Origin of the sequence: Pararhodobacter sp. SW119 (assembly GCF_017811755.1) — a bacterium.
Classification (GTDB): Bacteria; Pseudomonadota; Alphaproteobacteria; order Rhodobacterales; family Rhodobacteraceae; genus Pararhodobacter.
Map to the genome: position 1 here is coordinate 1 of NZ_JADDJF010000017.1, position 20,972 is coordinate 20,972.

Annotated in this window: 25 protein-coding genes and 2 pseudogenes; 13 read left to right on the forward strand and 14 right to left on the reverse strand. The window is 65.1% G+C overall.

Annotation, left to right across the window (positions count from 1 at the left end):
- From IM708_RS11435 to IM708_RS11450, 4 genes are all read right to left on the reverse strand, one after another.
- The coding region (locus tag IM708_RS11435; protein ID WP_209426661.1) for a hypothetical protein at positions 1-288 on the reverse strand (288 nt) is incomplete at its 3' end.
- A gap of 44 nt (positions 289-332) precedes the next feature.
- Positions 333-605 (reverse strand): hypothetical protein, encoded by a 273-nt coding sequence (locus tag IM708_RS11440; protein WP_209426662.1) that lies wholly within the window; start codon positions 603-605, stop codon positions 333-335.
- 790 nt (positions 606-1,395) lie between these two features.
- Entirely contained in the window at positions 1,396-1,770 is a 375-nt protein-coding gene (locus IM708_RS11445; RefSeq protein WP_209426663.1) for a VOC family protein, read from the reverse strand.
- 130 nt (positions 1,771-1,900) lie between these two features.
- Positions 1,901-2,131: a hypothetical protein gene (locus IM708_RS11450; RefSeq protein WP_209426664.1), complete on the reverse strand. Its 231-nt coding sequence runs from the start codon at positions 2,129-2,131 to the stop codon at positions 1,901-1,903.
- Between the two features lie 174 nt (positions 2,132-2,305).
- Between IM708_RS11450 and IM708_RS11455 the strand changes: the two genes are divergently transcribed.
- The 9 genes from IM708_RS11455 to IM708_RS11495 all read left to right on the forward strand — a co-directional run bounded on the left by IM708_RS11455 (position 2,306) and on the right by IM708_RS11495 (position 11,528).
- Positions 2,306-3,310, forward strand: coding sequence for an ATP-binding cassette domain-containing protein (locus tag IM708_RS11455; RefSeq protein ID WP_209426762.1), 1,005 nt, complete (start codon positions 2,306-2,308; stop codon positions 3,308-3,310).
- Between the two features lie 5 nt (positions 3,311-3,315).
- Positions 3,316-4,110 carry an ABC transporter permease gene (locus IM708_RS11460; protein WP_209426764.1) on the forward strand — a complete coding sequence of 265 codons (795 nt, stop codon included), beginning with the start codon at positions 3,316-3,318 and terminating at the stop codon, positions 4,108-4,110.
- A gap of 454 nt (positions 4,111-4,564) precedes the next feature.
- The gene (locus IM708_RS21660) at positions 4,565-4,954 is read left to right on the forward strand and encodes a ParB N-terminal domain-containing protein (RefSeq protein ID WP_348524962.1); all 390 of its coding nucleotides are present in this window, start codon (positions 4,565-4,567) and stop codon (positions 4,952-4,954) included.
- Positions 4,955-5,055: 101 nt separating this feature from the next.
- Positions 5,056-5,883, forward strand: coding sequence for a CPBP family intramembrane glutamic endopeptidase (locus IM708_RS11470; RefSeq protein WP_209426665.1), 828 nt, complete (start codon positions 5,056-5,058; stop codon positions 5,881-5,883).
- Positions 5,880-7,025: a serine hydrolase domain-containing protein gene (locus IM708_RS11475; protein ID WP_209426666.1), complete on the forward strand. Its 1,146-nt coding sequence runs from the start codon at positions 5,880-5,882 to the stop codon at positions 7,023-7,025. The genes IM708_RS11470 and IM708_RS11475 overlap by 4 nt, the downstream gene beginning before the upstream one ends.
- Before the next feature lie 322 nt (positions 7,026-7,347).
- Positions 7,348-8,271, forward strand: a complete 924-nt coding sequence (locus IM708_RS11480) for an alpha/beta fold hydrolase (protein ID WP_209426667.1) — start codon at positions 7,348-7,350, stop codon at positions 8,269-8,271.
- A 139-nt stretch (positions 8,272-8,410) separates the two neighbouring features.
- Positions 8,411-10,291: a serine hydrolase domain-containing protein gene (locus IM708_RS11485; protein ID WP_209426668.1), complete on the forward strand. Its 1,881-nt coding sequence runs from the start codon at positions 8,411-8,413 to the stop codon at positions 10,289-10,291.
- A 103-nt stretch (positions 10,292-10,394) separates the two neighbouring features.
- Positions 10,395-10,643: an alpha/beta hydrolase gene (locus IM708_RS11490; protein ID WP_209426669.1), complete on the forward strand. Its 249-nt coding sequence runs from the start codon at positions 10,395-10,397 to the stop codon at positions 10,641-10,643.
- Positions 10,644-10,673: 30 nt separating this feature from the next.
- Positions 10,674-11,528, forward strand: coding sequence for a DUF6544 family protein (locus tag IM708_RS11495; RefSeq protein ID WP_209426670.1), 855 nt, complete (start codon positions 10,674-10,676; stop codon positions 11,526-11,528).
- Positions 11,529-11,558: 30 nt separating this feature from the next.
- Here IM708_RS11495 and IM708_RS11500 read toward each other — a convergent pair whose 3' ends face one another.
- A complete protein-coding gene (locus IM708_RS11500; protein WP_245243149.1) occupies positions 11,559-12,071 on the reverse strand; it encodes a serine hydrolase in 513 nt (170 codons plus the stop codon).
- A 2-nt stretch (positions 12,072-12,073) separates the two neighbouring features.
- On the opposite strand from IM708_RS11500, the pseudogene IM708_RS21665 reads away from it, so the two are divergent.
- Positions 12,074-12,250, forward strand: a pseudogene (locus tag IM708_RS21665) (peptidase M15); the annotation flags it as partial.
- On the opposite strand, the gene IM708_RS11505 reads toward IM708_RS21665, so the two are convergent.
- From IM708_RS11505 to IM708_RS11525, 6 genes and pseudogenes are all read right to left on the reverse strand, one after another.
- The gene (locus IM708_RS11505; protein WP_245243139.1) at positions 12,210-12,560 is read right to left on the reverse strand and encodes a hypothetical protein; all 351 of its coding nucleotides are present in this window, start codon (positions 12,558-12,560) and stop codon (positions 12,210-12,212) included. The pseudogene IM708_RS21665 and the gene IM708_RS11505 overlap by 41 nt on opposite strands.
- A complete protein-coding gene (locus IM708_RS11510; protein ID WP_209426672.1) occupies positions 12,544-13,176 on the reverse strand; it encodes a D-Ala-D-Ala carboxypeptidase family metallohydrolase in 633 nt (210 codons plus the stop codon). The genes IM708_RS11505 and IM708_RS11510 overlap by 17 nt, the downstream gene beginning before the upstream one ends.
- A 72-nt stretch (positions 13,177-13,248) precedes the next feature.
- Positions 13,249-13,392 (reverse strand): annotated as a pseudogene (locus IM708_RS21575) (DUF6127 family protein); the annotation flags it as partial.
- A 21-nt stretch (positions 13,393-13,413) separates the two neighbouring features.
- Entirely contained in the window at positions 13,414-13,902 is a 489-nt protein-coding gene (locus tag IM708_RS11515) for a hypothetical protein (protein ID WP_209426673.1), read from the reverse strand.
- Positions 13,903-13,975: 73 nt separating this feature from the next.
- Positions 13,976-14,767, reverse strand: coding sequence for a DJ-1/PfpI family protein (locus tag IM708_RS11520; RefSeq protein ID WP_209426674.1), 792 nt, complete (start codon positions 14,765-14,767; stop codon positions 13,976-13,978).
- Between the two features lie 67 nt (positions 14,768-14,834).
- Positions 14,835-15,605: an AraC family transcriptional regulator gene (locus IM708_RS11525; protein WP_209426675.1), complete on the reverse strand. Its 771-nt coding sequence runs from the start codon at positions 15,603-15,605 to the stop codon at positions 14,835-14,837.
- A 268-nt stretch (positions 15,606-15,873) separates the two neighbouring features.
- On the opposite strand from IM708_RS11525, the gene IM708_RS11530 reads away from it, so the two are divergent.
- The 3 genes from IM708_RS11530 (at position 15,874) to IM708_RS11540 (ending at position 19,361) form a co-directional block, all read left to right on the forward strand.
- Positions 15,874-16,320: a FixH family protein gene (locus tag IM708_RS11530; RefSeq protein ID WP_209426676.1), complete on the forward strand. Its 447-nt coding sequence runs from the start codon at positions 15,874-15,876 to the stop codon at positions 16,318-16,320.
- 9 nt (positions 16,321-16,329) lie between these two features.
- Positions 16,330-17,610 carry a cytochrome c peroxidase gene (locus IM708_RS11535; RefSeq protein ID WP_209426677.1) on the forward strand — a complete coding sequence of 427 codons (1,281 nt, stop codon included), beginning with the start codon at positions 16,330-16,332 and terminating at the stop codon, positions 17,608-17,610.
- A 104-nt stretch (positions 17,611-17,714) separates the two neighbouring features.
- Positions 17,715-19,361: a type I restriction endonuclease gene (locus IM708_RS11540; RefSeq protein WP_245243140.1), complete on the forward strand. Its 1,647-nt coding sequence runs from the start codon at positions 17,715-17,717 to the stop codon at positions 19,359-19,361.
- Between the two features lie 376 nt (positions 19,362-19,737).
- Here the strand turns inward: IM708_RS11540 and IM708_RS11550 are convergent, their stop codons facing one another.
- The 3 genes from IM708_RS11550 to IM708_RS11560 form a co-directional block, all read right to left on the reverse strand.
- Positions 19,738-20,046 (reverse strand): type II toxin-antitoxin system RelE/ParE family toxin, encoded by a 309-nt coding sequence (locus IM708_RS11550; RefSeq protein WP_209426678.1) that lies wholly within the window; start codon positions 20,044-20,046, stop codon positions 19,738-19,740.
- Positions 20,047-20,050: 4 nt separating this feature from the next.
- Positions 20,051-20,305, reverse strand: coding sequence for an addiction module antitoxin (locus IM708_RS11555; RefSeq protein ID WP_209426679.1), 255 nt, complete (start codon positions 20,303-20,305; stop codon positions 20,051-20,053).
- A gap of 97 nt (positions 20,306-20,402) precedes the next feature.
- Positions 20,403-20,708 (reverse strand): XRE family transcriptional regulator, encoded by a 306-nt coding sequence (locus IM708_RS11560; RefSeq protein WP_209426680.1) that lies wholly within the window; start codon positions 20,706-20,708, stop codon positions 20,403-20,405.
- Between the last annotated feature and the right edge of the window lie 264 nt (positions 20,709-20,972).

A 20,972-nucleotide genomic window follows, 5' to 3' on the forward strand; every position in this document is an offset into this window, starting at 1 on the left:
TCGAATGCACGGGTGTAAATCCGCGCCAGCGGGGTCGGACGAACAAGTAGCGCAGCGGGGCGGGGCGCCCGCTTGAAGCCTGTCTGCCTTTCTGTCTGTTCGGGATGGGTGGCTCCGTCCGTCGATCTCGAACGCCGTTCCCCGCAGGATGTCCTCGAGATCCTCGCGCGGATTCATGCGAGCTTCCTTGCAGTCTGCCTGGCCCTGTTGCGTGGCAAGGTCGATATCCGCGAAGAGGTCGACCGAGGCCGTGGCGCCGTCGGAACGGTTGAAGCTCTGCAACTCCATGCGCGATATTCCTTCATTGGGAGAGGGGAGGGGCATTCGAAGGGCTACCGCGACTCTTTGAGGTTGAGTTGAAGTGTGCGTACTGCGCTCCGCGATGTTGGCCTGCGCGGGCCGGCCAGCTGGAAGTGGATCGTGCCGGCGATGGCGATTACGAGGGAGCCGAATGCCCCGAGCCAGACGCACATCTCGGCGATGTGGTCATGACCGATACCGTGGAAATGCGCCGCACCCCAGAGGGAACCGAGGACTACCAGGGCGGAAACCGCTTCGGCTGCGATCGCAAGCAGCTGACATGCGCGATTGAGAATCCTGACCATGTCTCGATCCTTCCTGTCGGCCTTGCTTCGCAGATGAAGAAAGACAGACGGGGAGGATCTTCCCGGGCTTCGGTCCCGAGGGCTTAGGTCCGGCTTTACCGCAGGGCGATGCCCCGCGGCAGGAACGACCGTCGGCAGCCTCCGGTCCGGCGCGCCAGAAGCGCGGACCAAGAATGTCACTTTCGCGGTCTGTGCCACACTCTCCGCCTGCGCGCAGCCTGGGTGACGCTGGTGATCGAATCCACGGATCGCTTCCATATGTTCACCTTATGTTCGCAAGAGGCTTGAGGCAACATTCTTCGCGGTGAGACGCTCAGTCTCTCCCCGCCGTGACCTGGCGCGGCTTCTCGCGGTGTCTTAACGCGGTCCGCGCGGGCATCGGTGTCGGTGAAATCGGTATTGAGGTGCGAGACCCGCCATTGGTATCCGACGCGCACGAAGACGATCGGGCGCCTGCGACCGGGCAAGAGTAACACAACCCCGGCTTGCTTCCGGCGCCAGCCGGCAGTGGTTCACTGCGCTGAACGCAGTGGACGATGGTCAAGTCGATAGCGAAACGCCCACAAAGTGTTGAGAACGCAAAGCTCGGCGCTGCCGTATCCTGGGGTATTTGAGTGAGCCGAAATGGTCCGGGCATGCAGGCGCCTGGGTGGGATCGGCGCGCTGAGGGTGCTCGGCTGGCGGCGGATGCGGGGCTGACCACCGTTACTCGGCGCCTACATTGCTGAGCTTACTCTTTGGCTGGTGCCTCGCGGCACCTCGGCCCGCGGAGCGGCAAAGTCGGGACTGTTCACATGCAGAAAAAGTTCAACTTGTTGCCGTCGAGGTCGCGAAAATACCCGGCGTAGAAATCGAACCCCGAACGCGACCGCGGCCCCGGCGCGCCCTCGTCGCTTGCGCCAAGCTCGAGCGCCCGGGCATGCAGGCGTTGCACCGCCTCGGGTCCGTCGGCGGCAAGGGCTATCATCACACCGTTGCCGACGCTCGCCGCGTTGCCATCGTGGGGTTTCCCGAGCCCGAAAAAGGGCGTGCCTTCAGCGCCGGCGTAGAGGATCACGCCTTCGAGTTCCAAACCGCGGCGGCCGCCGATCTCGGCAAGCAACGCATCATAAAATTCGCTCGCACGTTCGAAGTTGTTGGTCCCGAGCATGGTATAGGCGATCATCGGCAGTCCCTCCGACCGGATGAAGCGCAGTCCAAATTCACCATGAAGATCGTAGTCGAAATGCGGTCGCAAAGCAACGCTTCGAGATGTCTTCAGCGGCGACACCAGACCCGGGAACAACCGTTTCCGATCATGCCGTGATCGTCTGGGCCTCAGAGGGTCCGCGTCCGGGAACAAGAAAATCCAAGACGTCGAGGAACCGCTCGAGCACAAGGTTTCCGTAAAGGTGCGTCAGCCAGCCGATCAGCACCGCGCGCGCGACAAGGTTCAGGGCCGCGACGCCGGCGGGCAACCACCAGTCTCGCCCCCCGTCGCGCCGCATGGCCTGCAAGGCGATGATGAGCGCGATGGCCGGCGCCATCGTGACGGCGGCGCCCGCAGGGTCAGGCCGCCGGTTTCCGGGCGACCACTGCCGCGAAAGGAGGGGAAGGAGACTGATTGACGCCCGGTCAAGACGATGAGCTCGGAAAAATCGCTGCGGATCAACGAGGCCGTGATATCATCTCGTGAAGTTGAACCGATGCGTAGAGGGAAAATGCCGGAGGCGGGATCGAACACAGTCGCATCGAAGATCAGGAACGACAAAATACCGGCGATCCGGGCGCGCGGACTGGTCAAGCACTATGGAAATCTTCAGGCGGTGGCGGGTATCGACCTTGACGTGTCACGCGGGACCATCTTCGCGATCCTGGGGCCCAACGGCGCCGGCAAAACCACCCTGATGCGGCTGCTCGCCACGCTGACGCGCCCCGACGCGGGCGCCGCCGCGGTGATGGGGTACGATCTGCGCGCGGAGCCGAACAAGGTGCGGGCCTCGATCGCGATGACTGGCCAGTTCGCCTCGCTCGACGAGGATCTGACAGGGCGCGAAAACCTGGTCTTCCTCGCCCGTCTCTGGGGCTTTGGCCGGCAGGCCGCCCGGCAGCGGGCCGACGAACTCTTCGCCGCGTTCGAACTGACCGAGGCGCGGCATAGGCAAGTGAAGGATTATTCGGGCGGCATGCGGCGGCGCCTCGACATCGCCGCGTCGCTGATCGTGACGCCGGGCGTGTTGTTTCTCGACGAGCCGACGACCGGGCTCGACCCCTCCGCGCGGCAGAGGGTGTGGCGTATGATCCGGCAGCTTGCGCAATCCGGCGTCACCGTGTTGCTCACAACGCAATATCTCGAGGAGGCGGATCAGTTGGCTGAGCGGATCGCGGTGATCGACCACGGCCGGAAGATCGCGGAAGGCACGAGCCGGGAACTCAAGGCCGCGACCGGGTCGGGTTTCCTGCACGTGACCGTTGCCGACCCGGCAACGCTCGACCGTGCGGCTGGCGTGCTCGAGGCTCAACTCGCTGCGCCGGTTCAGCGCAACCCCGAAGGCGCGCGCCTGTCGGTCATGGCCCGGACGCCGGAGGCTGCCAATGCGGCGCTGACTGCGCTCGTTTCGGCGGGCATCGCGCTGGAGGATTTCGCGATGGGATCGCCGAGCCTCGAGGAGGTGTTCTTCGCCCTCACGGGCGGCGTCGCGACGCAATCGGAGGATGCTTCGTGACCGAAATCACCCCCGCAACGCTTCGGCACATCGAACGTCCTCCGCGTCCCTCGGCGCTGTCGAATGCGCTGACCTTCGGCTGGCGGGCGGTGCTGAAGTTCCGTCACGTGCCCGAGCAACTCTTCGATTTGATCATGACTCCGCTCATGTTCACGCTGCTCTTTACTTTCGTCTTCGGAGGCGCGCTGGCTGGTTCGACCCGCGATTACTTGCAATTCTTCCTGCCCGGGATTCTCGTGCAGACGGTGGCGTTCAATGCGGTCTATTCCGGCATGGGCCTGTCGACCGACCTTAGAAAGGGGCTGTTCGACAGGTTTCGGAGCTTGCCGATCTGGCCGCTTTCTCCCTTCGCCGGACTCATCGTCGGGGACATGCTGCGCCATCTGATCGCGGGCGCGATCATCCTCGGGATCGGTCTCATCCTTGGCTACCGCCCCGAGGCGGGCCTGCCGGGCGTTGTCGCCGCCTTCCTGTTGCTTCTCGCAATCGGCTTCGGGATCGGCTGGGTGTTCATTGTCCTCGGCCTGCTGATCCGGACCCCCACCACGGTCATGACGCTGGGGTTCACCGTGCTCTTCCCGGTGGTCTTCGCGTCCAACATCATGGTGCAGCCGGAAACCATGCCAGACTGGCTGCGCGCCTTCGTGGATGTGAACCCGATATCGCTGATGACGACTGCCATGCGCGGGCTGATGGCGGGAACGTCGACACCGGGGCAGATCGCACTTGCGCTCCTCGCCCCCGCCCTTCTCACGGCGATATTGGTCCCTGTCACCCTGTGCCTCTACCGGCGCGCATGACGCAAGCGGCTCAAAGCCGCCTTCGAAGGGAATGCCGACTTTTCATCACAACCATACCAGGCGGCCCTTCGAGCCCCGCAGTAGTTTACCCGCGGTCTGCGGGAGGCGTAGCGGATCTTCTCAGCCACCTGCGCGGCGTTTCATGTCTGGCCCCCGGTCCCCGCTACGCTTTTCCACTGCTCAGCCGACTGCTCAGGGCGGGCGGCAACCGAGAGGTGCTGATCCGACCATCTGATCGGCTGATGTTGACGGTCGAGGGTTGCGTCCGAAAAACTCCAGGAGAGTTTCCGTGGTCGGGCGCGAATTCCAACCTCTGATTGACCGGATTGAAGGATGCACAATGAGCCAGGCTTTACACCCAAACGCGATTCCACTGCGGTGGCGCCGGCGGGGATTGACCGTCCGCCTTTGTCATTGTGGCAGTTCGCAAGGCCTTCGCTGCGTGGGATCTCAGGTGTCCGTCGCGGCTGTCGCGCGTGATGTCGGCAATGCGGTCGACAAGGTTCGCGTTCCACATCTGCGGGTGGCAACCCGTGAGTTGCCGGGCGTAGCCACGGGCAGCATCCTTGGGTATGATCCGACGGGGGTGATACGAATGCTCAAACCGAAGATCTTTCAGATCGCGACGATCCATGTTCCGGTGAAGCGCGCCAAGTCGCTCGACAGGTACAAGGTTGGCCAGATCGCCGAAGGCATTCTGGAGGACGGACAGACGGTGCCGATCCAGGTACGCGCGGACGCGGAACGGTTTGTGCTGGTGGAAGGTCTCCACCGGATCGAGGCCATGAAGGCGCTCGGGGAGTCGACGATAAATGGCTACCTGGTGCAGCCTCGACAGCGCTGACGATTGCAATGGGGACGTCCCGAAAACGGAAGTGACCGCCGACGTCATGGTCTGAGGGTTCGGAAAGGTGGTACGTAGCCCGAACCAACCGAGGTGACGCCATGACGAGACGCTTTGCCAACCCACCGGTGCGCTCGGTATTCACTTTCTTCGCACTGACCTTCGGCATCGCATGGGGGCTGTTGGTTCTTCTGCTGGCCTTTCCCGCGCCGATCGAGGCGGCGTTCGGGCCGTTGCGCGCCTCGCATCCGCTCTTCATCCTTGCCGTCTGGTCGCCGGCGATCTCGGGCATCGCGCTGGTTTTATGGTATGGCGGGCTCATCGGGCTGCGCGGGTTCCTGTCGCGTCTGCTGCTCTGGCGCGCCACCGCCGGGTGGTATCTGCTGCTCCTTGTCGGCTTGCCCGCGATCTATTTCATTGGCGCTGCCATTGGCGGCACGCTGACGCGCGAGGCCCTGGCCCAGCCGCCGATCCTTGAGCTGCTCGCGCTGGCGGGCTTCATGCTGATCCTCGGACCCATCGAGGAATTCGGCTGGCGCGGTTATGCCCTGCCACTTCTTCAGCGCCAGATGGCGCCGATCTGGGCGGGACTGATCGTCGGCATCCTCTGGGCGCTATGGCATGTCCCGGCGTTTTTTTTGAGCGGCACACCGCAGAGCGGTTGGGACGTGATGCCCTTCCTGATCGGCGCCACGGCGGCCAGCTTGATCGTGACCGGTTTCTTCAATGCGGCGCGTGGCAGTATCCTCGTGGCCATCCTCTTTCACTGGCAGCTCAACATGCCGATGTGGCCCGATGCGCAGCCTTGGGACATGTATCTCTTCGTCGCGGTTGCCGTGATCGTGGTCTGGGTCGACCGCGCCGCCATGTTCAGCCGAGAAGGTGCGGCGACCGAGGTCATGCCGATCTTGTTGCCGAGACCGGCATGAAGTTCGCCGTGGTTTTCGCCATCGGACTGGCGATCGCGGTTCCTGCGTGGGCCAGCGACCTCGTGCAGTCGACGCTGGACGATCTTCACGCGGAACATGAGTTTCCAGGTGTCACTGTCGCCTGGACCGGAGCCGACGGCGTGGTGCATTCCCGCGCGACCGGCTGGGCGGACCCGGATGCCGGTGTGCCGATGACGGTCGAGAGCCGGATGCTGGCCGCGAGCATCGGCAAGAGCTTCGTGGCCGCGGCGGTGCTGTCGCTACATGCCGATGGGGCGCTCGACCTCGATGATCCGCTTTCGGTCTGGATAGGCGACCGGCCCTGGTTCGACCGACTACCCAACCACGCCGCGCTCACCCTGCGCCAGCTGCTGACGCATACCGGCGGCCTGCCCGATCATGTCGACCTTCCCGCTTTCCGCGCGTTCTTCATGTCGCTCGGACCAGATGACGCCGCGCCCGAACCAGAAACCCTGATCGCCTTCATCCTCGACGCCGAGCCGCTCTTTTCCGCGGGCGAGGGCTGGGCCTACTCCGACACAGGTTTCCTGCTCGTCGGCCTCGCGATCGAGGCGGCGGCTGGGGTGCCGTGGACCGAGGTCGTTCGGACCCGCTTTCTCGACCCCCTCGCGCTCGCCGACACCGAGCCGTCCGACCGGCGCGACCTTGCCCGTCTGGTCGTCGGCTTCAGCGCGCTCGGCGATCCGACAGGGTCACCGGTGCGGACGCTCGACACTGACGGACGCATGGTCTGGCATCCGGGGATCGAGGGCGCGGGGGGAGGCTTCGTCACCACGGCGGCCGATCTGGCCCGGTGGGGCTGGCATCTGTGGTCCGGCCGGGCGCTGGAGGCCGCCTATCTTGACGAAATGTTCGACGCGGTTTCGATTGATCCCGACGCCCCGGGCCGCGTTTACGGTCTGGCCGTCAGCATCGACCATGACGGTGCCTTCGGCGAGGTGCGCGGACATGGCGGTTGGATACCAGGCTATGTCTCGACCTTGCGCTACTATCCTGCGCAGGACATCGCCATCGCGATCCAGATCAACACCGATGTCGGCATGCTGGGCGCCAGAGGTGCCTTCGACGGGATCGAACGCGCGATCAGCACCGTGATCCTTGACGAAAGCGAGCGACAATAGAAACATATGCGCGCAAACCCGGCCTGGCACCTGCCTCACACGTCGGTTCAAACGCAATGTGGCGGGACCTTTCGGATGCCTTGAAATGCCCCGGAATGACAGCTTTGATGCACCGACCCCCGGCAAGAGGCGCCCCGATAGACTTGGGCCTGTCGTGATGTGGTTCTTCGGTGCAGTTCTCCTCACCCTGATCGCGGCGGCGGCTGGGCTCTTATGGATCAGCCCAGGCCGCCCGGCACCGGTTCTCGATACAGAGGGACGGCCCATCCCCGGAAGTCTCTCGGAACGGGTGTTCGTCGAAATCAATGGCGTCCGGCAGGGAATGATCGTCCAGAGCGCCGATGCGGCGAACCCGGTGCTTCTGTTCCTGCATGGCGGGCCGGGAATGCCGGAGTTCTTCCTGAACGGCACCCATCCGACCGGGCTGGAACGTGATTTCACCGTCGTCTGGTGGGACCAGCGCGGCGCGGGCCTTTCCTTCGACCCAGGCCTCCAACCCGAGAGCATGACTTTCGAACATCTCATCGCCGATACGGTCGCAGTGGCGGACTACCTGCGGGATCGGTTCGGGCAGGACCGGATCGTCCTGCTCGGCCATTCCTGGGGCAGCTTCCTGGGCCTGCTGGTTGCCGCCCGCGCCCCCGACCGCTTTCGCGCCTATGTCGGCATGGCGCAGGCCGTGCATCAGCTGCGTTCCGAGACTCTCGCCCATGCCGCGATGTTGGCGGCCTACCGGGCGCGAGGAGATGCGGCGATGGTTGGCAGGCTTGAGGCCGCGCCGGTGTCGATGGAACTCGGCCTGTCGGATGACTACATGCGGCTGCGCGATCCGGCGATGCACGGGCTGGGGGTTGGAACCACGCGCGACATGCGCTCGGTGATCACCGGCGTATTTCTGCCTGTCTGGCGCGAGCCCGCTTACACGGTTCGCGAAAAAGTCTCCGTCTGGCGCGGTCTTCGCTGGTCGCGGCGGCATCTCTGGGACGAGTTCCTGGCGACCGACCTGGGCACCCGCATCGACCGGCTGGAAATACCGTTTTACCTCCTGATCGGGAGGCACGACCTGACGGCGAACCCGGAACTCGCGCGCGCGCTCTTCGAGCGGATCGAGGCGCCGCTGAAGGGTTTTTATACCTTCGAGAATTCCGCCCATAGCCCGCTTTTTGAGGAACCCGAGCGCGCGCGGCAGATCCTGCGGGAGGACGTGCTGACTGGACGCGCCAAGCTTGCCGACAAGCTCCGCTGACTGGCGACCCGCACCAGATCGGCACCTGCACGCAACGTCGAACGCGTTGCGGTTTGATCGTGATCAGGGAAGGGGTCTTGATCCTGCGGCAGGATGGGCCCGGACGCCGACTCGGCTTCGGCGAAATAGGGGTAAGGATATGTTTTTCGAAAGGTTCGCCGGGGCGGTTCTCGGGCTCGGCATAACTCTGGGCGCTCCGGCGCAGGCGCAGATGTCGGACCATGCCACGGGACTTGCCGCGCGGATCGACGGGTTGGCCGCGGGCTTCATGGCGACCGAACAGGTGCCCGGCGCGATCGCGGCGATCGTGATGGAGTACGAGGTCATTCTGCGCGGCTACGGCTCATCGGACCTTGAAGCCGGCACGCCTACAAGCGCTGGCGGCGCGCGTTTCGAAATCGGCTCGATCACCAAGCTCTTCACCTGGACCGCCGTGATGATGCTGGTCGAGGAAGGAAGGCTCAATCTGCACGAAAATGTCGCGGGCTACCTGCCAGGCTTCACCGTGCCGGGCACCGAACCTCTGACGCTGGCGCAGCTGATGAGCCACCGCCCGGGCTATGAGGACAGCTACGACATCTTCGACCAGACCATAGCCGCGCTGCCCCGACCGCAGGCACTCGCGGCATCGGCCCCGGAGCAGGTGTTCCCCCGCGGGACGGTGACGTCGTACTCCAACTGGGGCGTGGCGCTGGTAGGCTTGGTGGTCGAGGAGGTCGCCGGGCAGCGTTGGGAGGATGTCGTGCAGGCGCACATCCTCGATCCCCTGGGAATGGCCGACACGACGACATCCGAAGCCGCGCGCAGCCCCGACCAGCCGCCGCTTTCGCGAAGCTACCGATTGCAGGGTGGCATGGCGCATCCAGCCTTTCGCATCGATATCGGCGCGTTCGCACCGGCAGGCAGCATCGCCAGCACCGCCGCCGACATGGCGCGGTTCACGCGATTCCTTATGGGCGACGGATCGTTCGATGGGGCACGCCTTTTGCAGCCCGAGACGATGACGCAGATGCGCACGAGGCTCTTCGATGACCACCCACAGGCGCCGGATATGGCGCATGGCTTCCAGTCGCGTGCGATCGTCGGAGCCACTGCCCTGGGCCATGGTGGCGGGCTCAACGAGTTCCTGTCGAATCTCGTCTTCATCCCCGAAATCGGCGCGGGCGTCTTCATCTCGCAGAACGGTGGGACGGGGGCGAGCCTGCCTTTCCTCGGCCCCGACCTGATCCTCGCACCGCTTATCGCCGAGGCCGGGCTCGAGGCCACCGCACCGCGGCCCGTTCCCGATGCCGCCGAGCGTGCAGCCGAGGCGGCGGGGCGCTACCTGAACAACCGGCGCAGCTTCTCCGGGCCGACGCAGGTACTGGCCGCGCTTTCGCCGTTCACCATTGCCGCGCTGCCCGACGGAGCGGTGCTGGCGCCGGCCCCGCGGTTGCAGGCCATGGTCCGCTACGAACCGGTTGCCCCTGACCTCTGGGAGGACACGCTCGGCGACCGGCTGGCGTTGATCCGGGATGCGGACGACCGCGTCCTGCGCCTGGCCGACGGGACCGGTGCGCATACCTACGAGCGGGTCACCTGGCGCACGGACCCCGTGGTCTTCCTGGGTGGCTTCGGAATGGCGGCGCTTCTGGCGCTCACCACACTTCTGGGCCTGATCTGGCGGCGCGGGCTGCGCGGTGGGTCGCGGATGGGCCAGCTTGCGGCCGGGGTGGCGGTTGCGGGGGCAGGATCGGTCTGGGCGATGGCCGGGGCGGGGATCGCGGCGGCGGTGACCGCGGCCGAGCTCGGCTCCGAATTCGTGTTCGACCAGCCACAGCCCACGCTGACGGCCTTCCTTGCACTGGGCGACGTGGTCGCGGTCATGGCCGGGCTCGTGCTGCTGTCGCTGGTTGTCGTCTGGCGCGCCCCGGGCTGGAGCATCTGGCGACGCCTTCACCAGAGCGTCTTCGCTCTGGCATTGGCGGGCTTTGCGGCGCTGATGGTCCTCTGGGGCCTCGCCTTCGGTGGATACGTCTGATCCCCATCTGTCGTTGGCGCTCCGGCGAATGCGCAGGCTTCGGGTCGCGGCTTGGGGCGGCTGTCTCCAGGGTGTGTGTCCACTCCCATGGAGAGGCGACCCGATGCCAGAGCTGACCCTTGCCTTGCTCATCTTTCTCCTGCCGCTCGCCTTCAGCCCCGTGCTGATCGTCCATGCCCGCGACGACCGAATCACGCCCTTTTCAACGGCACACTTCACGGCTGAACGGATCGAGACAGCCGAGGTGCAGACCTTCGACACCGGCGGGCACCTGCTTTTGGGCCATCACGACGCCGTCCGACGCCGGATCGCCGATTTCCTTGCCGCCCATACCCAACCCGGCGGCGACTGACCCCGGACCAATCCCTCAGGAAGCATTCCGATGACCATTCTCAAGATCGTCCTCCTCGCCCTGTTCGTCCTCCTGCTGGCGGGCGCCGCCCTTGGCCTTTTGGTCCATTCCCGCGACCAGGCGCAGATGCGTGCCGTCTGGGCGGCGCTGGAGACCGCGCGCGAGGCCGACCCACAGCGCTACGACCCGGCGATGGTCGCGGACCTGCCCGAGATCGCGCAGCGCTACTTCGCCCGCGCCATCGAGCCAGGCACGGCCCTGCACCGGGTGGTGCGGCTGGAGATGGAGGGCAGCTTCATCATGAACGGCAACGCGATGCCGATGACGGCGCGCCAGATCCTTACACCACCCGTCCGAGGCTTCGTCTGGCAGGCCGAGGTCGGTACGGGGCTGATACGGTTCGCGGGCTCGGAAGGCTACCACGCGCCGGCGAGTGGGCCGGTCGAAAGCTGGACCAAGTTCTGGCTCCACGGCCTGATCCCGCTCGCACGTATCGGCGGTACCGAGGACCACGCACACGCGGCCGCCACCCGGGTGATGTTGGAATCCGTCTGGGCGCCAGCGAGCCTGCTGCCTCAGTTCGGCGCTGAGTGGACCCAGACCGGTCCCGACAGCGCCGAGGTGCGCTTCGCCGACGTCCTTGGGATCGAGCCCATGCAGATTACCTTCGACGCTGCGGGCAACCCCACTGAGGTTCAGGCCCTGCGTTGGACCGACGCCAATCCGCAACGGGAATACCGCCTGCAACCCTTCGGCGGCCGGATGCTGGAGATGGGCCGCCACGACGGCTTCCTCCTCCCCATCCGCGTCGAACTCGGCAACAGGTACGGAACGCCTGACTACGTGCCATTCTTCCTCCCCACGATCACCCGGGCCGAGTTCTGACAGAGGCACTGCCAGAGTCCCGGTAATCCATCACATACCCCTGTCCGCGGTGACGGCCCGGGCGATAGCACGGAAGGCGGCGACGCTTTCGTGGTCGTTGTCGTCGAAATCCGGATCGGCGCTGGTCTTGACGACGATCACCCCGCGCGCCGGATCGACATAGATGTATTGCCCCCAAACGCCGATGGCGGTGAAATCGCCCTGCGGGTTTTCCGGTATCCACCACTTGTAGCCGTAGCCGAAGGTCCAGCTGGAGGCCGAGTTGTCGCCCGGTTGCAGATGCGCGGCCTCCGGCGTGACCGAGGCGTCGACCCAGACGGCTGGGATGATCTGCCGACCGTCGCGCGCGCCGCCTTCCAGGTAAAGCCGGCCGAAGCGGGCATAGTCGCGCAAGGTGGCGTTCAGGCAGCAGAGCGCGAATTCCTGGCCCTGGCGGTCGGTGCTCCAGAAGGCGTCACGCTCGGCCCCCAGCGGACCCCAGAGCCGGCTTTCCAGATACTCGGCCACGGGCATCCCCGTCGCCCCCTCCAGCACCAGCCCCAGCGGCGACACTGGGCGCGGTGGGCGTCGAGGTGGCGCAGAGCGTCCTGGCCGAGACCCAAACCGCCATCCTGCCGCTTGTGCCGTACCTCGATACGCTTCGCTAGGTGTTCCTCGCCGTGGCGCTCGGCGGTATCGCCGTCACCGCCCGGCTCGATGATTGGAAGCAGGGGCGGCGTTGATCGCCGCTCTACTTGTCGGAATCGCCGCCAGCTCGTGGACGCGGGTGGCCAGGATGCGTTTGACGGAATTGGCACCGGCGTAGAGCCCCAGCTTTTTCAGCTCCCCCGCGATCCGCTTGTAGCCCCAGAGAAGGTTTTCTGATCCGATGCGGATGACGACATCGCGCAACTCCTGCGTCAGGCGCGGTCGTCCGACAGCCTTGAAAGGGGTCCCGATACGCATCTGAGCGAGCCAGCGCTTGTAGGTCGCGGGCTTGGCCACTTCCAGAAGACCGTCGATCTCATGCCCGCACTCAGCCCCGATGCGCATGAGTTCGGCTTTTTCGGCGGGCGACAGGATAATCCTTTGCGTCGGGATGCGGGCCCGCAAGATCGCGATCTGGGCCTTCAGCAGCCTCAGTTGCGCGTTGTGGCGAGGCATGAAGAACTGGTTCAGGAAGACCAGAAGCACCCCCTTTCATGGTGCGGCACTCGGCCAGCACTTCGCGCGCTGGCGGCGTCTCCGCTGCGATGGCAGTCGCCCGGACCGGGAAGGGCTCGCCCCAGGACCGCGCTGGCCCGAGGTCGATATGCATGAAGCCCGAGCGCGGATAGAAGGCGAAGCCGAGGAACCCAACCTCCCGCGCCGCCGCCTCGAACGCCACCGGATCGTGGTTCGCCATGGCGATATCGAAGGCCGTCCCGTCCAGATGCTTCGAGCGGGTGGCGCCGCCCACGGCGCGGTTGTGCTCTGGGCTGCGGTAGGCCGAGCGGACGATCAGCGGCTTGCCCAGGCGGTCGCGCAGCGCCTGCAGCTTGTCGAGCGCGGGCGCGTTGATCAGCAGCTTGCCGGTGCCCCGGCAGGCGATCTCGGCCGGGCTGAAATTCGGCCAGCGCCAGCCGCTCTCGGGCACGTCGCGCCAATGGCGGTGGAAGGTCGTGGTCATGAGGGTCCTCCGGACAAAAAACCCGCCTCTAGGGCGGGTGCGGTTGGGCTGATGGTTTTGGGTGTTGAGCGGCTACGGGCTGCCGCCGAAGATCTCGAGCTTGATGGCGATGCCAGCCAGCAGCGCCAGCATCACGCCGGTGGTGATCATGCGGACGGCGGTCTGCATCGCGGTGCGGCGCACCAGCCGGATGCAGTCCACGAGGGAGCGCAGATCGCGGACGTCCGGGCGCCCTCTCTATGCCGCCAGTCCCACCCCGACCACGCCGAAGCCGAGCAGGAACATGCTCAAGGAGACGTGGAAAAGTCCCGCGGCGACGCCTCGCCAGCGCATCTGCTCCTGCGGGTCCGACGCGGCCAGAGCGACGATCGCCCGGTACGCCGCTCCCCAGGTGGCCACGCCCGTCGTCACGCCGAATGCCCAGATGAAGAGGGCGCAGGCGATGAATGCCGGGTGCACGAAGTCGATGTGGCTGGCCTGGCTGAGGCCGGCGACCAGCGCGCCCGAGTTGATCGTGACGACGGCGGCAAACCCGGCGCTGGCATAGGCGCGGAGGAGGTCGAGAATGTATTGCTCGGGGATTGCAGCAGTCTCCGACGATTGCGTTTGCGAGGTCGGGGGGCGCGAGCCTGCGGCGGTCAGGCCGGCTGGCCTCCCGAGCGAGCCGGAGTGTCCCAGACCACCGAGGCCAAGGAAGGCGAACGTTCTGATCGGCAGCGCAAGCATCTCGGAGCTCCAAATGTGTCTTGTTCCGGCGGTGGGGTCTGCTCGGTTCATGAGCAGCTTTGGTGTCTGACGGTTACGCGCCCAAGATTCCAAGCGTCCGAGCCTCGTCGACAAAGGGGGCGAGACCCTGGCTGATGAGGTCGACGACTTCGGGTCGGGCAGTCTCGGGCGAGCCCCCGGGGAAGGGAGGATCGGGATCATACTCGGAGACGAGGAGGATGGCCTCCGCATCCAGCATGCCGCGCATCTCGGCCACGAGCGTGCAGCCGAAGTCGAGCCCCGCCGAGACGCCTGCGCCGGTTATGATATTGCCGTCCCGCACGACGCGCCCCGCCGTGGGGATCGCTCCGAACTGGGTGAGCAGGTCGCGGGTGATCCAGTGCGAGGTGGCATGCTTGCCCGTGAGCACACCGGCCGCTCCCAGGACGAGCGACCCCGTGCAGACGCTGGTCACGTAGCGGGCACGGGAGGCGCGGTCCCTGATGAAGTGGACGGTTGTAGGGTCACGCGCGGCTACGACTGTGCCCATGGTGCCGCCTGGGACAAAAATGAGCGTCAGGTCCTCGGGGCAGGTCGCGAATGTGGCCGTAGGCTGGAGCGCCAGTCCGAGGTCGCTCGGAACCGGGCTCAGATCGGGCCCGGTCGTCACGAGATGGACCTCGACCCCGGTCGAAGCGAGGAAGTGATAGGGACCCACGAGGTCGAGCGCGGTCATGCCCGGATAGAGCAGCATGGCGATGTGCTCGTCGCTTGCCGAGCGGGTGGGCGCAGGCGCTTGCTGCTGGGCCTGCAGGAGGCTCGGCAGCGCGGGTGAAAGGGTCAGCCCGGCGAGGGCGGCGAGGACGGAGCGTCTGCTGAGGTCCATGATGGGCTTCCTTGGCTGGATGTGCCTGTCCTACCGCCGGCCGACACGGCGCGCTTGAACGAAGCGGCTAAACCAGCCCCAAGGCGCTGGCCTGCACGCCGAACATGCGCATGAAGGTCCGACTGAAATGCGCCGAGTCCGAGAAGCCGGCCTCAAGGGCGGCTGTCGTGAGGTTTTCGCCCGCAGCCATGTGCTCCACCGCGCGCATGAGGCGCCTCCAGAGGAGCCAGGTTCGGAACGGCAGCCCCGTCACCTCGGCGAAGCGATGGCTGAAGCGGCTCTCCGAAAGGCAAGCCACCGAGGCTGCCTCGGCCAGGGTAAGGTGGTTCTCGACGCGCGGCTCGAGCCAGTCGATTGCCCGCGAGATGCGAGGGTCGAACGCCGGGGGCGCCGGCAGGCCACCAAGCAGCCGGTCGAGGATGCCGCGCCCCAGCTCCGTTATCTCGGCATCGGTGGCGCGCGGCACGCCCCAGACAAGGGAGAGCTGCCGCTCGGCGTCCGGAAGGCGATCCGAATCCAGGCGTGCGACCGGGGCGCCGTCGAGCTCCGCCACGAGGATCTGACCAGTCCGGCTCTCGGGCTCCGCGAAGAGCAGGGCGATCCGCCCCGACGGCTCGAAGGCGTGGGGGGTATCCGGTGCGATCAGCACCAGCGGTCCCGGTGTCCGGCCCTGGTCTGTCCTGATGTGGAAGTCGCCGCCCGCGGCGAGCGTGAGTTGAACGGCGTGATGGGCGTGCATCCGCGTCGTGGCGATATTGCCCGGTTGCGGCGGAACCTCGAAGGCCCACAGGCTCCCGCCGTCCCAAAGCACGATTCGACCGTCCGTCGCGACCTTCATGAGACTCCCGCCCCCAACGACGCACCGCATCATACTACAGGCTCGAACTTGCTCATAGTCGCCTCGCGCCCTGCGCTCGAAGAATGGTAATGCACTCGGGGTCCAGAGCCTCGCCTCAGCGAATGCGGGCGGAATAAAGAAGTCGGTCTGCCTCGCGAGGGCGACATCAAGTCAGCAGCTACATTCAAGCAGACGCAGCCTCGTACCCTGTAGATGTCACCCCGCGTCACGCTTCCGTCCGGGAAGCTCAGGATCAAGGGGAACCGACATGCCGACCTTCACCTCACGCCGCGCGCTCCTGCTCGGCGTTCCCGCACTCGTTATCGTCGCCGGCGTGGCCAGCGCTGCCTGGATGATGCGTCCGCCGCCATCCGATCTCGACCTGTCCCTGCAGAGGGCTACCGACAGCGGGCTATACGTCGCGCGCTTGGCCCCGGAGACCGAGCCCGTCAGCGTGGGGCCTATGCACTCCTGGACCCTCACGGTGGAAGACCGCGACGGAGCGCCGATCGAGGACGCTCGGATCATGATCGGCGGCGGCATGCCTCAGCACGGCCATGGCCTCCCGACGGCACCGGCGGTCACCGAGGCGCTCGGGGATGGCCGGTTCCTGATCGAGGGCATGAAGTTCAACATGCCCGGTTGGTGGGAGATCGACCTGTCGATCGACGGCCCCACCGGCGCCGACACCATCACCTTCAACCTCGTCCTCTGAGGCATCGCCATGCGCCGGGTCCTCTTCGCACTCGCCTTGGTCGCGGCAGGCGCCGGAGCGCTGGCTGTGGGCCTGCCCGTCCTGGTCGGTCCCGGCTGGAGCGACGAGGACCTCGCGCTGGTCCGCTCGCTTTCGCTCGACGCGCTGCCGCGAACTCCGGCCGACCCCTCGAACCGTGTCGCGGACGATCCCCGCGCCGCGGAGCTGGGCCGGGGGCTGTTTTTCGATACCCGCTTCAGTTCGACCGGCGACGTCGCCTGCGCAACCTGCCACCTGCCGGAGCGGCAGTTCCAGGACGATCTCCCGCTCGCGCGAGGCGTCGGTCGGACCGACCGAAGGACCATGCCTATCGCTGGCATGGCGCACAGCCCGTTCCTGTTCTGGGACGGGCGCAAGGACAGCCTTTGGGCACAAGCACTTGGCCCTCTGGAAAGCCCGGTTGAACACGGTGGTGACCGGACCCGATATGCTCATCTCGTGGCGGAGCACTATGCCGAGCACTACGAGGCGATCTTCGGACCGCTTCCTGACCTGGATCTGCTTCCGGCACATGCCGGACCGGTCGCGGAGCCGACCGCCACGGCGGCCTGGGACGGCATGTCCGAGGCGGATCGCGAGGCTGTCAACGTCGTATTCGCCAACATTGGCAAGGCCATCGCCGCCTTCGAGCGGACGATCGATCCGCCCGAGACACGCTTCGATGCCTGGGTGGGTTCGCCAGAGTTCCCTGAACCCGGCCTTCTGACCGAGCACGAGGTGGCGGGACTTCGGCTCTTCATAGGCGAAGGCCAGTGCATCAACTGCCACAACGGTCCTCTTCTGACTGACAACCACTTCCACAACACCGGTATTCCGGCTGCCCCGGATTTGCCGGAGGACCGAGGACGTGAGGCCGGGGCGCGGCTCGTCCGCGAGGATCCGTTCAACTGCCTCGGACCCTACAGCGACGCAGACCCCAGCGAGTGCACCGAGCTAAGGTTCATGGCGCCGGCGAGCCACGAGATGCTGCGAGCGTTCAAGACGCCGTCCCTCCGGGGCGTCGCGGGTCGCCCACCCTACATGCACGCCGGGCAGATCGGGACGCTGGCGGATGTGATCGGCCACTACGCTGCAGCGCCCCACGCTCCGGAGGGGCACAGCGAACTCCGGCCCGTCGACCTTAACGAAGCTGAGCGCGCGCAGCTCGAGGCGTTTCTGCGAGCGCTCGACGAGCCCACGGGTGTGCAAACCGAACTTCGCCAAGTCACTCGCACAAGGGCGGAACAAGCTCCGAGCCCCATTGATCCGTAAGCGAAAAGGACATGATCGAGTGCAGTCACACCGACATGACGAGTGTGAGCAGTTCGGCGTCATCGATGGAGAACCCGCTTGACGACAAAGTCTGAGCCAAAACAATGTCCTTCTACGACCGACACATCGCCCCCCGCCTGATCGACTGGTCCTGCGGTGGCGATCTCGTCACCCCAGAAACGGCAGCGCATCGTTCCGCATGCCGAAGGCCGCGCGTTGAAAATCGGCGCGGGCTCGGGGCTGAACCTCGCCCGTTACGACGCCAGCCGTGTCACGCATCTGTGGACGCTCGAACCCGACGCCGCCATGCGGCGCCGAGAGAAGCCTGCGCCCCCGTCGCACCTGACTGGCTTGACGCCTCCGCGGCGGCCATTCCGCTGGAGACCGAATCCGTGGATACGCTGGTCGAAACTCTCGGGTTCACAAAGGTCGCAGAGTGCGGTGTCGAGGCGCTCGGCATCGGCGAGGATGGACCGAAGCGGCTGCAGTTCCTGCACCGACTGCAGGGCGAGATTGCTAAGCGCGGTGTTATCGACGTGTTGCGCAACGGCGCGAAGCACGGCCCCGGCTCGGTGGAGCTGTTCTTCGGCACACCGACCCCGGGTAACGCCAAGGCCGAGGCGTTGTCCGCCGCAAATATCTTCAGCGTCACCCGCCAGCTGCACTATTCAAAGGACGCCACAAAGCTGTCGCTCGACGTGGCCGTCTTCATCAACGGCTTGCCTATCGCCACCTTCGAGCTGAAGAACAGCCTGACCAAGCAGACGGTCGAGGACGCGATCGAGCAGTACAAGCGCGATCGTGATCCGAAAGAGCTGCTGTTCCAGTTCGGCCGCTGCGTCGTTCATTTCGCCGTGGACGACCACGAGGTGCGGATGTGCACCCACCTGAAGGGCAAGGCGTCCTGGTTCCTGCCGTTCAACAAGGGCTGGAACGACGGCGCGGGGAACCCGCCGAACCCCCACGGGCTGAAGACGGACTACCTGTGGAAGGAGTACCTAACGAAGCGGAACCTCACCGACATCCTTGAGAACTATGCGCAGGTGGTCGAGGAGGTCGACGAGCGCGGCAAGAGGAAGCCGCTGAAGCAGGTCTTTCCCCGCTTTCACCAGCTTGACGTGGTGCGCAAGCTGTTGGCCGATGCCGAAGCCGTAGGGGCCGGAAAGAGATACCTGATCCAGCACTCAGCCGGTTCGGGCAAGAGCAACTCGATTGCCTGGCTCGCTCATCAGCTGATCGGCTTGGATACTGCCGGAAAGACGACCTTCGACTCCGTTATCGTGGTCACCGATCGGCGCGTTCTGGACAAACAGATCCGCGACACGATCAAGCAGTTCGCGCAGGTGTCATCTGTCGTGGGCCACGCCGAAAAGTCTGGCGACCTGCGCGCCTTCCTGAAGGCCGGTAAGAAGATCATCATCACGACGGTCCAGAAGTTCCCCTTCATCCTTGATGAGATTGGCGACGAGCACCGTGGGCGGACCTTCGCGATCATCATCGACGAGGCCCATTCCAGCCAGGGTGCAGAGGAGTTGCCCGCAAAAGTCTCAGCCGACAGGGCATATCAGAATGCCATGAAGAACTCGGACAAACAGAACGCCCGAATCGAGCACGACAAGGCGCTTGAACGCGCAGTGATCGAGCTGCTCTCCGACCATACCGAGTTGTTCAAGCAGTTCTCCGACAATCCGTCGTTCAAGAAATGGCTGTCCGAAACGATCTTCACAGCGACATACGCCGACGCATCGTAATTGCGAGACCGGAAAAGTTCGACGTGGGGGGCGACAGGAAGCGAAGGGAACTGGGATCGGAGTCCGCGCCGGCACAAAATGAAACCGTTCATAGTCAGATGATTACAGGCTATTCACCAAAACGGCGCAGTCAACAGGTGCGGAGAATAACGGCCCGTAGAGACCGCTTCCGGCCCTCCTAGCGCTAGGCAAGGTGAATAGCCCGTCCCGCATAACCCTCGAAAACAACGGAAAAATCCGGCCGCAGCCGGATGGGAAGAACGATTTCGCGAGGGCAAGTGGCGGAGGGGATGGGCCTGATTTCCAACCTTCTCCACCTTGGAAAGCTCCTCGCAGAGCGACGCGAAGGAGACCTTTAATACGTAAAATCAACACTTTATTCGAAGTCTTCCTTGAGGCGCTCGATCTGATGCATCCGCTCGTGCAAGATGGTGACGATCCCGATGTCGCCATTGGCAAGGCGTTTCCAGTACACGAAATGTCGCTCGTAGCGGAAGAAGTAGCCTTCCACCCCGAACTCGGCCGGCACGGGCCTCGACATCACACCGCGTCTTTCAATCCGCTCGAACGCGGAGAAGAGGCCGGTGACGTAGGTTTCAGCCTGCGCCTCGCCCCACCGGTCGCGGGTGTAGCGGTAGATCTCGTCGAGACGGACCGAGGCCGCCTCCTGGACCCGGATCGCCATGGGCTCAGGCCCGGTTCCGGGAGATCACCTCGGCGGCGGTCAGGGGCTTGTAGCTTTCCTCGGGCGCGGCGAAGGCATGGTTCAGTTCGGCTTTCAGACGATCGAAAGCTTCGCGCTCGGCGCGTTCCTTGTCGCGGCGGATGAGATCGCGGATGTATTCGCTTACGTTCTCGTAAGCGCCGCCTTCGCCGACATTGGTCGCAACGAACTCGCTCAGGGTACCGCTGACGCGGACGGTCATGGTCGTTGTGCGGGACATGGGCACGCACCTCCTCTCGGCTCCGTTGTCTTCAAGATAACCAAAAAGGAAGACAGATCAAGCCGTGCGCTACGCTATCGCTCCCGGTTTCTGGCCTTCAATCGCCTTCGTCCTCCACCACATGGCGGCCCGCAAGCGCGAGAAGCATGAACAGCACCGCATCGGAGTGCCGCGCCAGCGCGATGAGATGATCGCCGCTGGGTCCCCGTTCGCCCGCGAGCCAGTATTTCACGGTGCGCTCGCTGGCACCCGTCCACCGCATCGCCATCTTGATCGCACGACTGGTTGAACCGAGTTCCTCGTGCAACGCCATCGCCATGGCTTTCCGGTAGTCAATCGGCTTGTCGATCAGGTGCACAAATGTGCCCATCTTCGGCACAACTGTGCCCATCTTGATCCGCATCTTCTCGTTCCTCTCCGTTAAACATCTGGAGAGCCATGAAAACGGGAGAATCTCTTTTGCGCCCGAGACGACCCTTCGGGGTCGCCTGGCTAATCACTTTGTTATTGGACGGTGACGGCAATGCTTCGAAAATCAGCGCATCACGCGCGCACCCGGGATCTGCGGTTACAGTTGTTGAATTGCAGGACTGGAAAAGACTTGCCCTTTTCAGGAAACGACTTTCCGGGCGCGCCACTGTCTTCTGCGCACACCGATTGTGCCGAG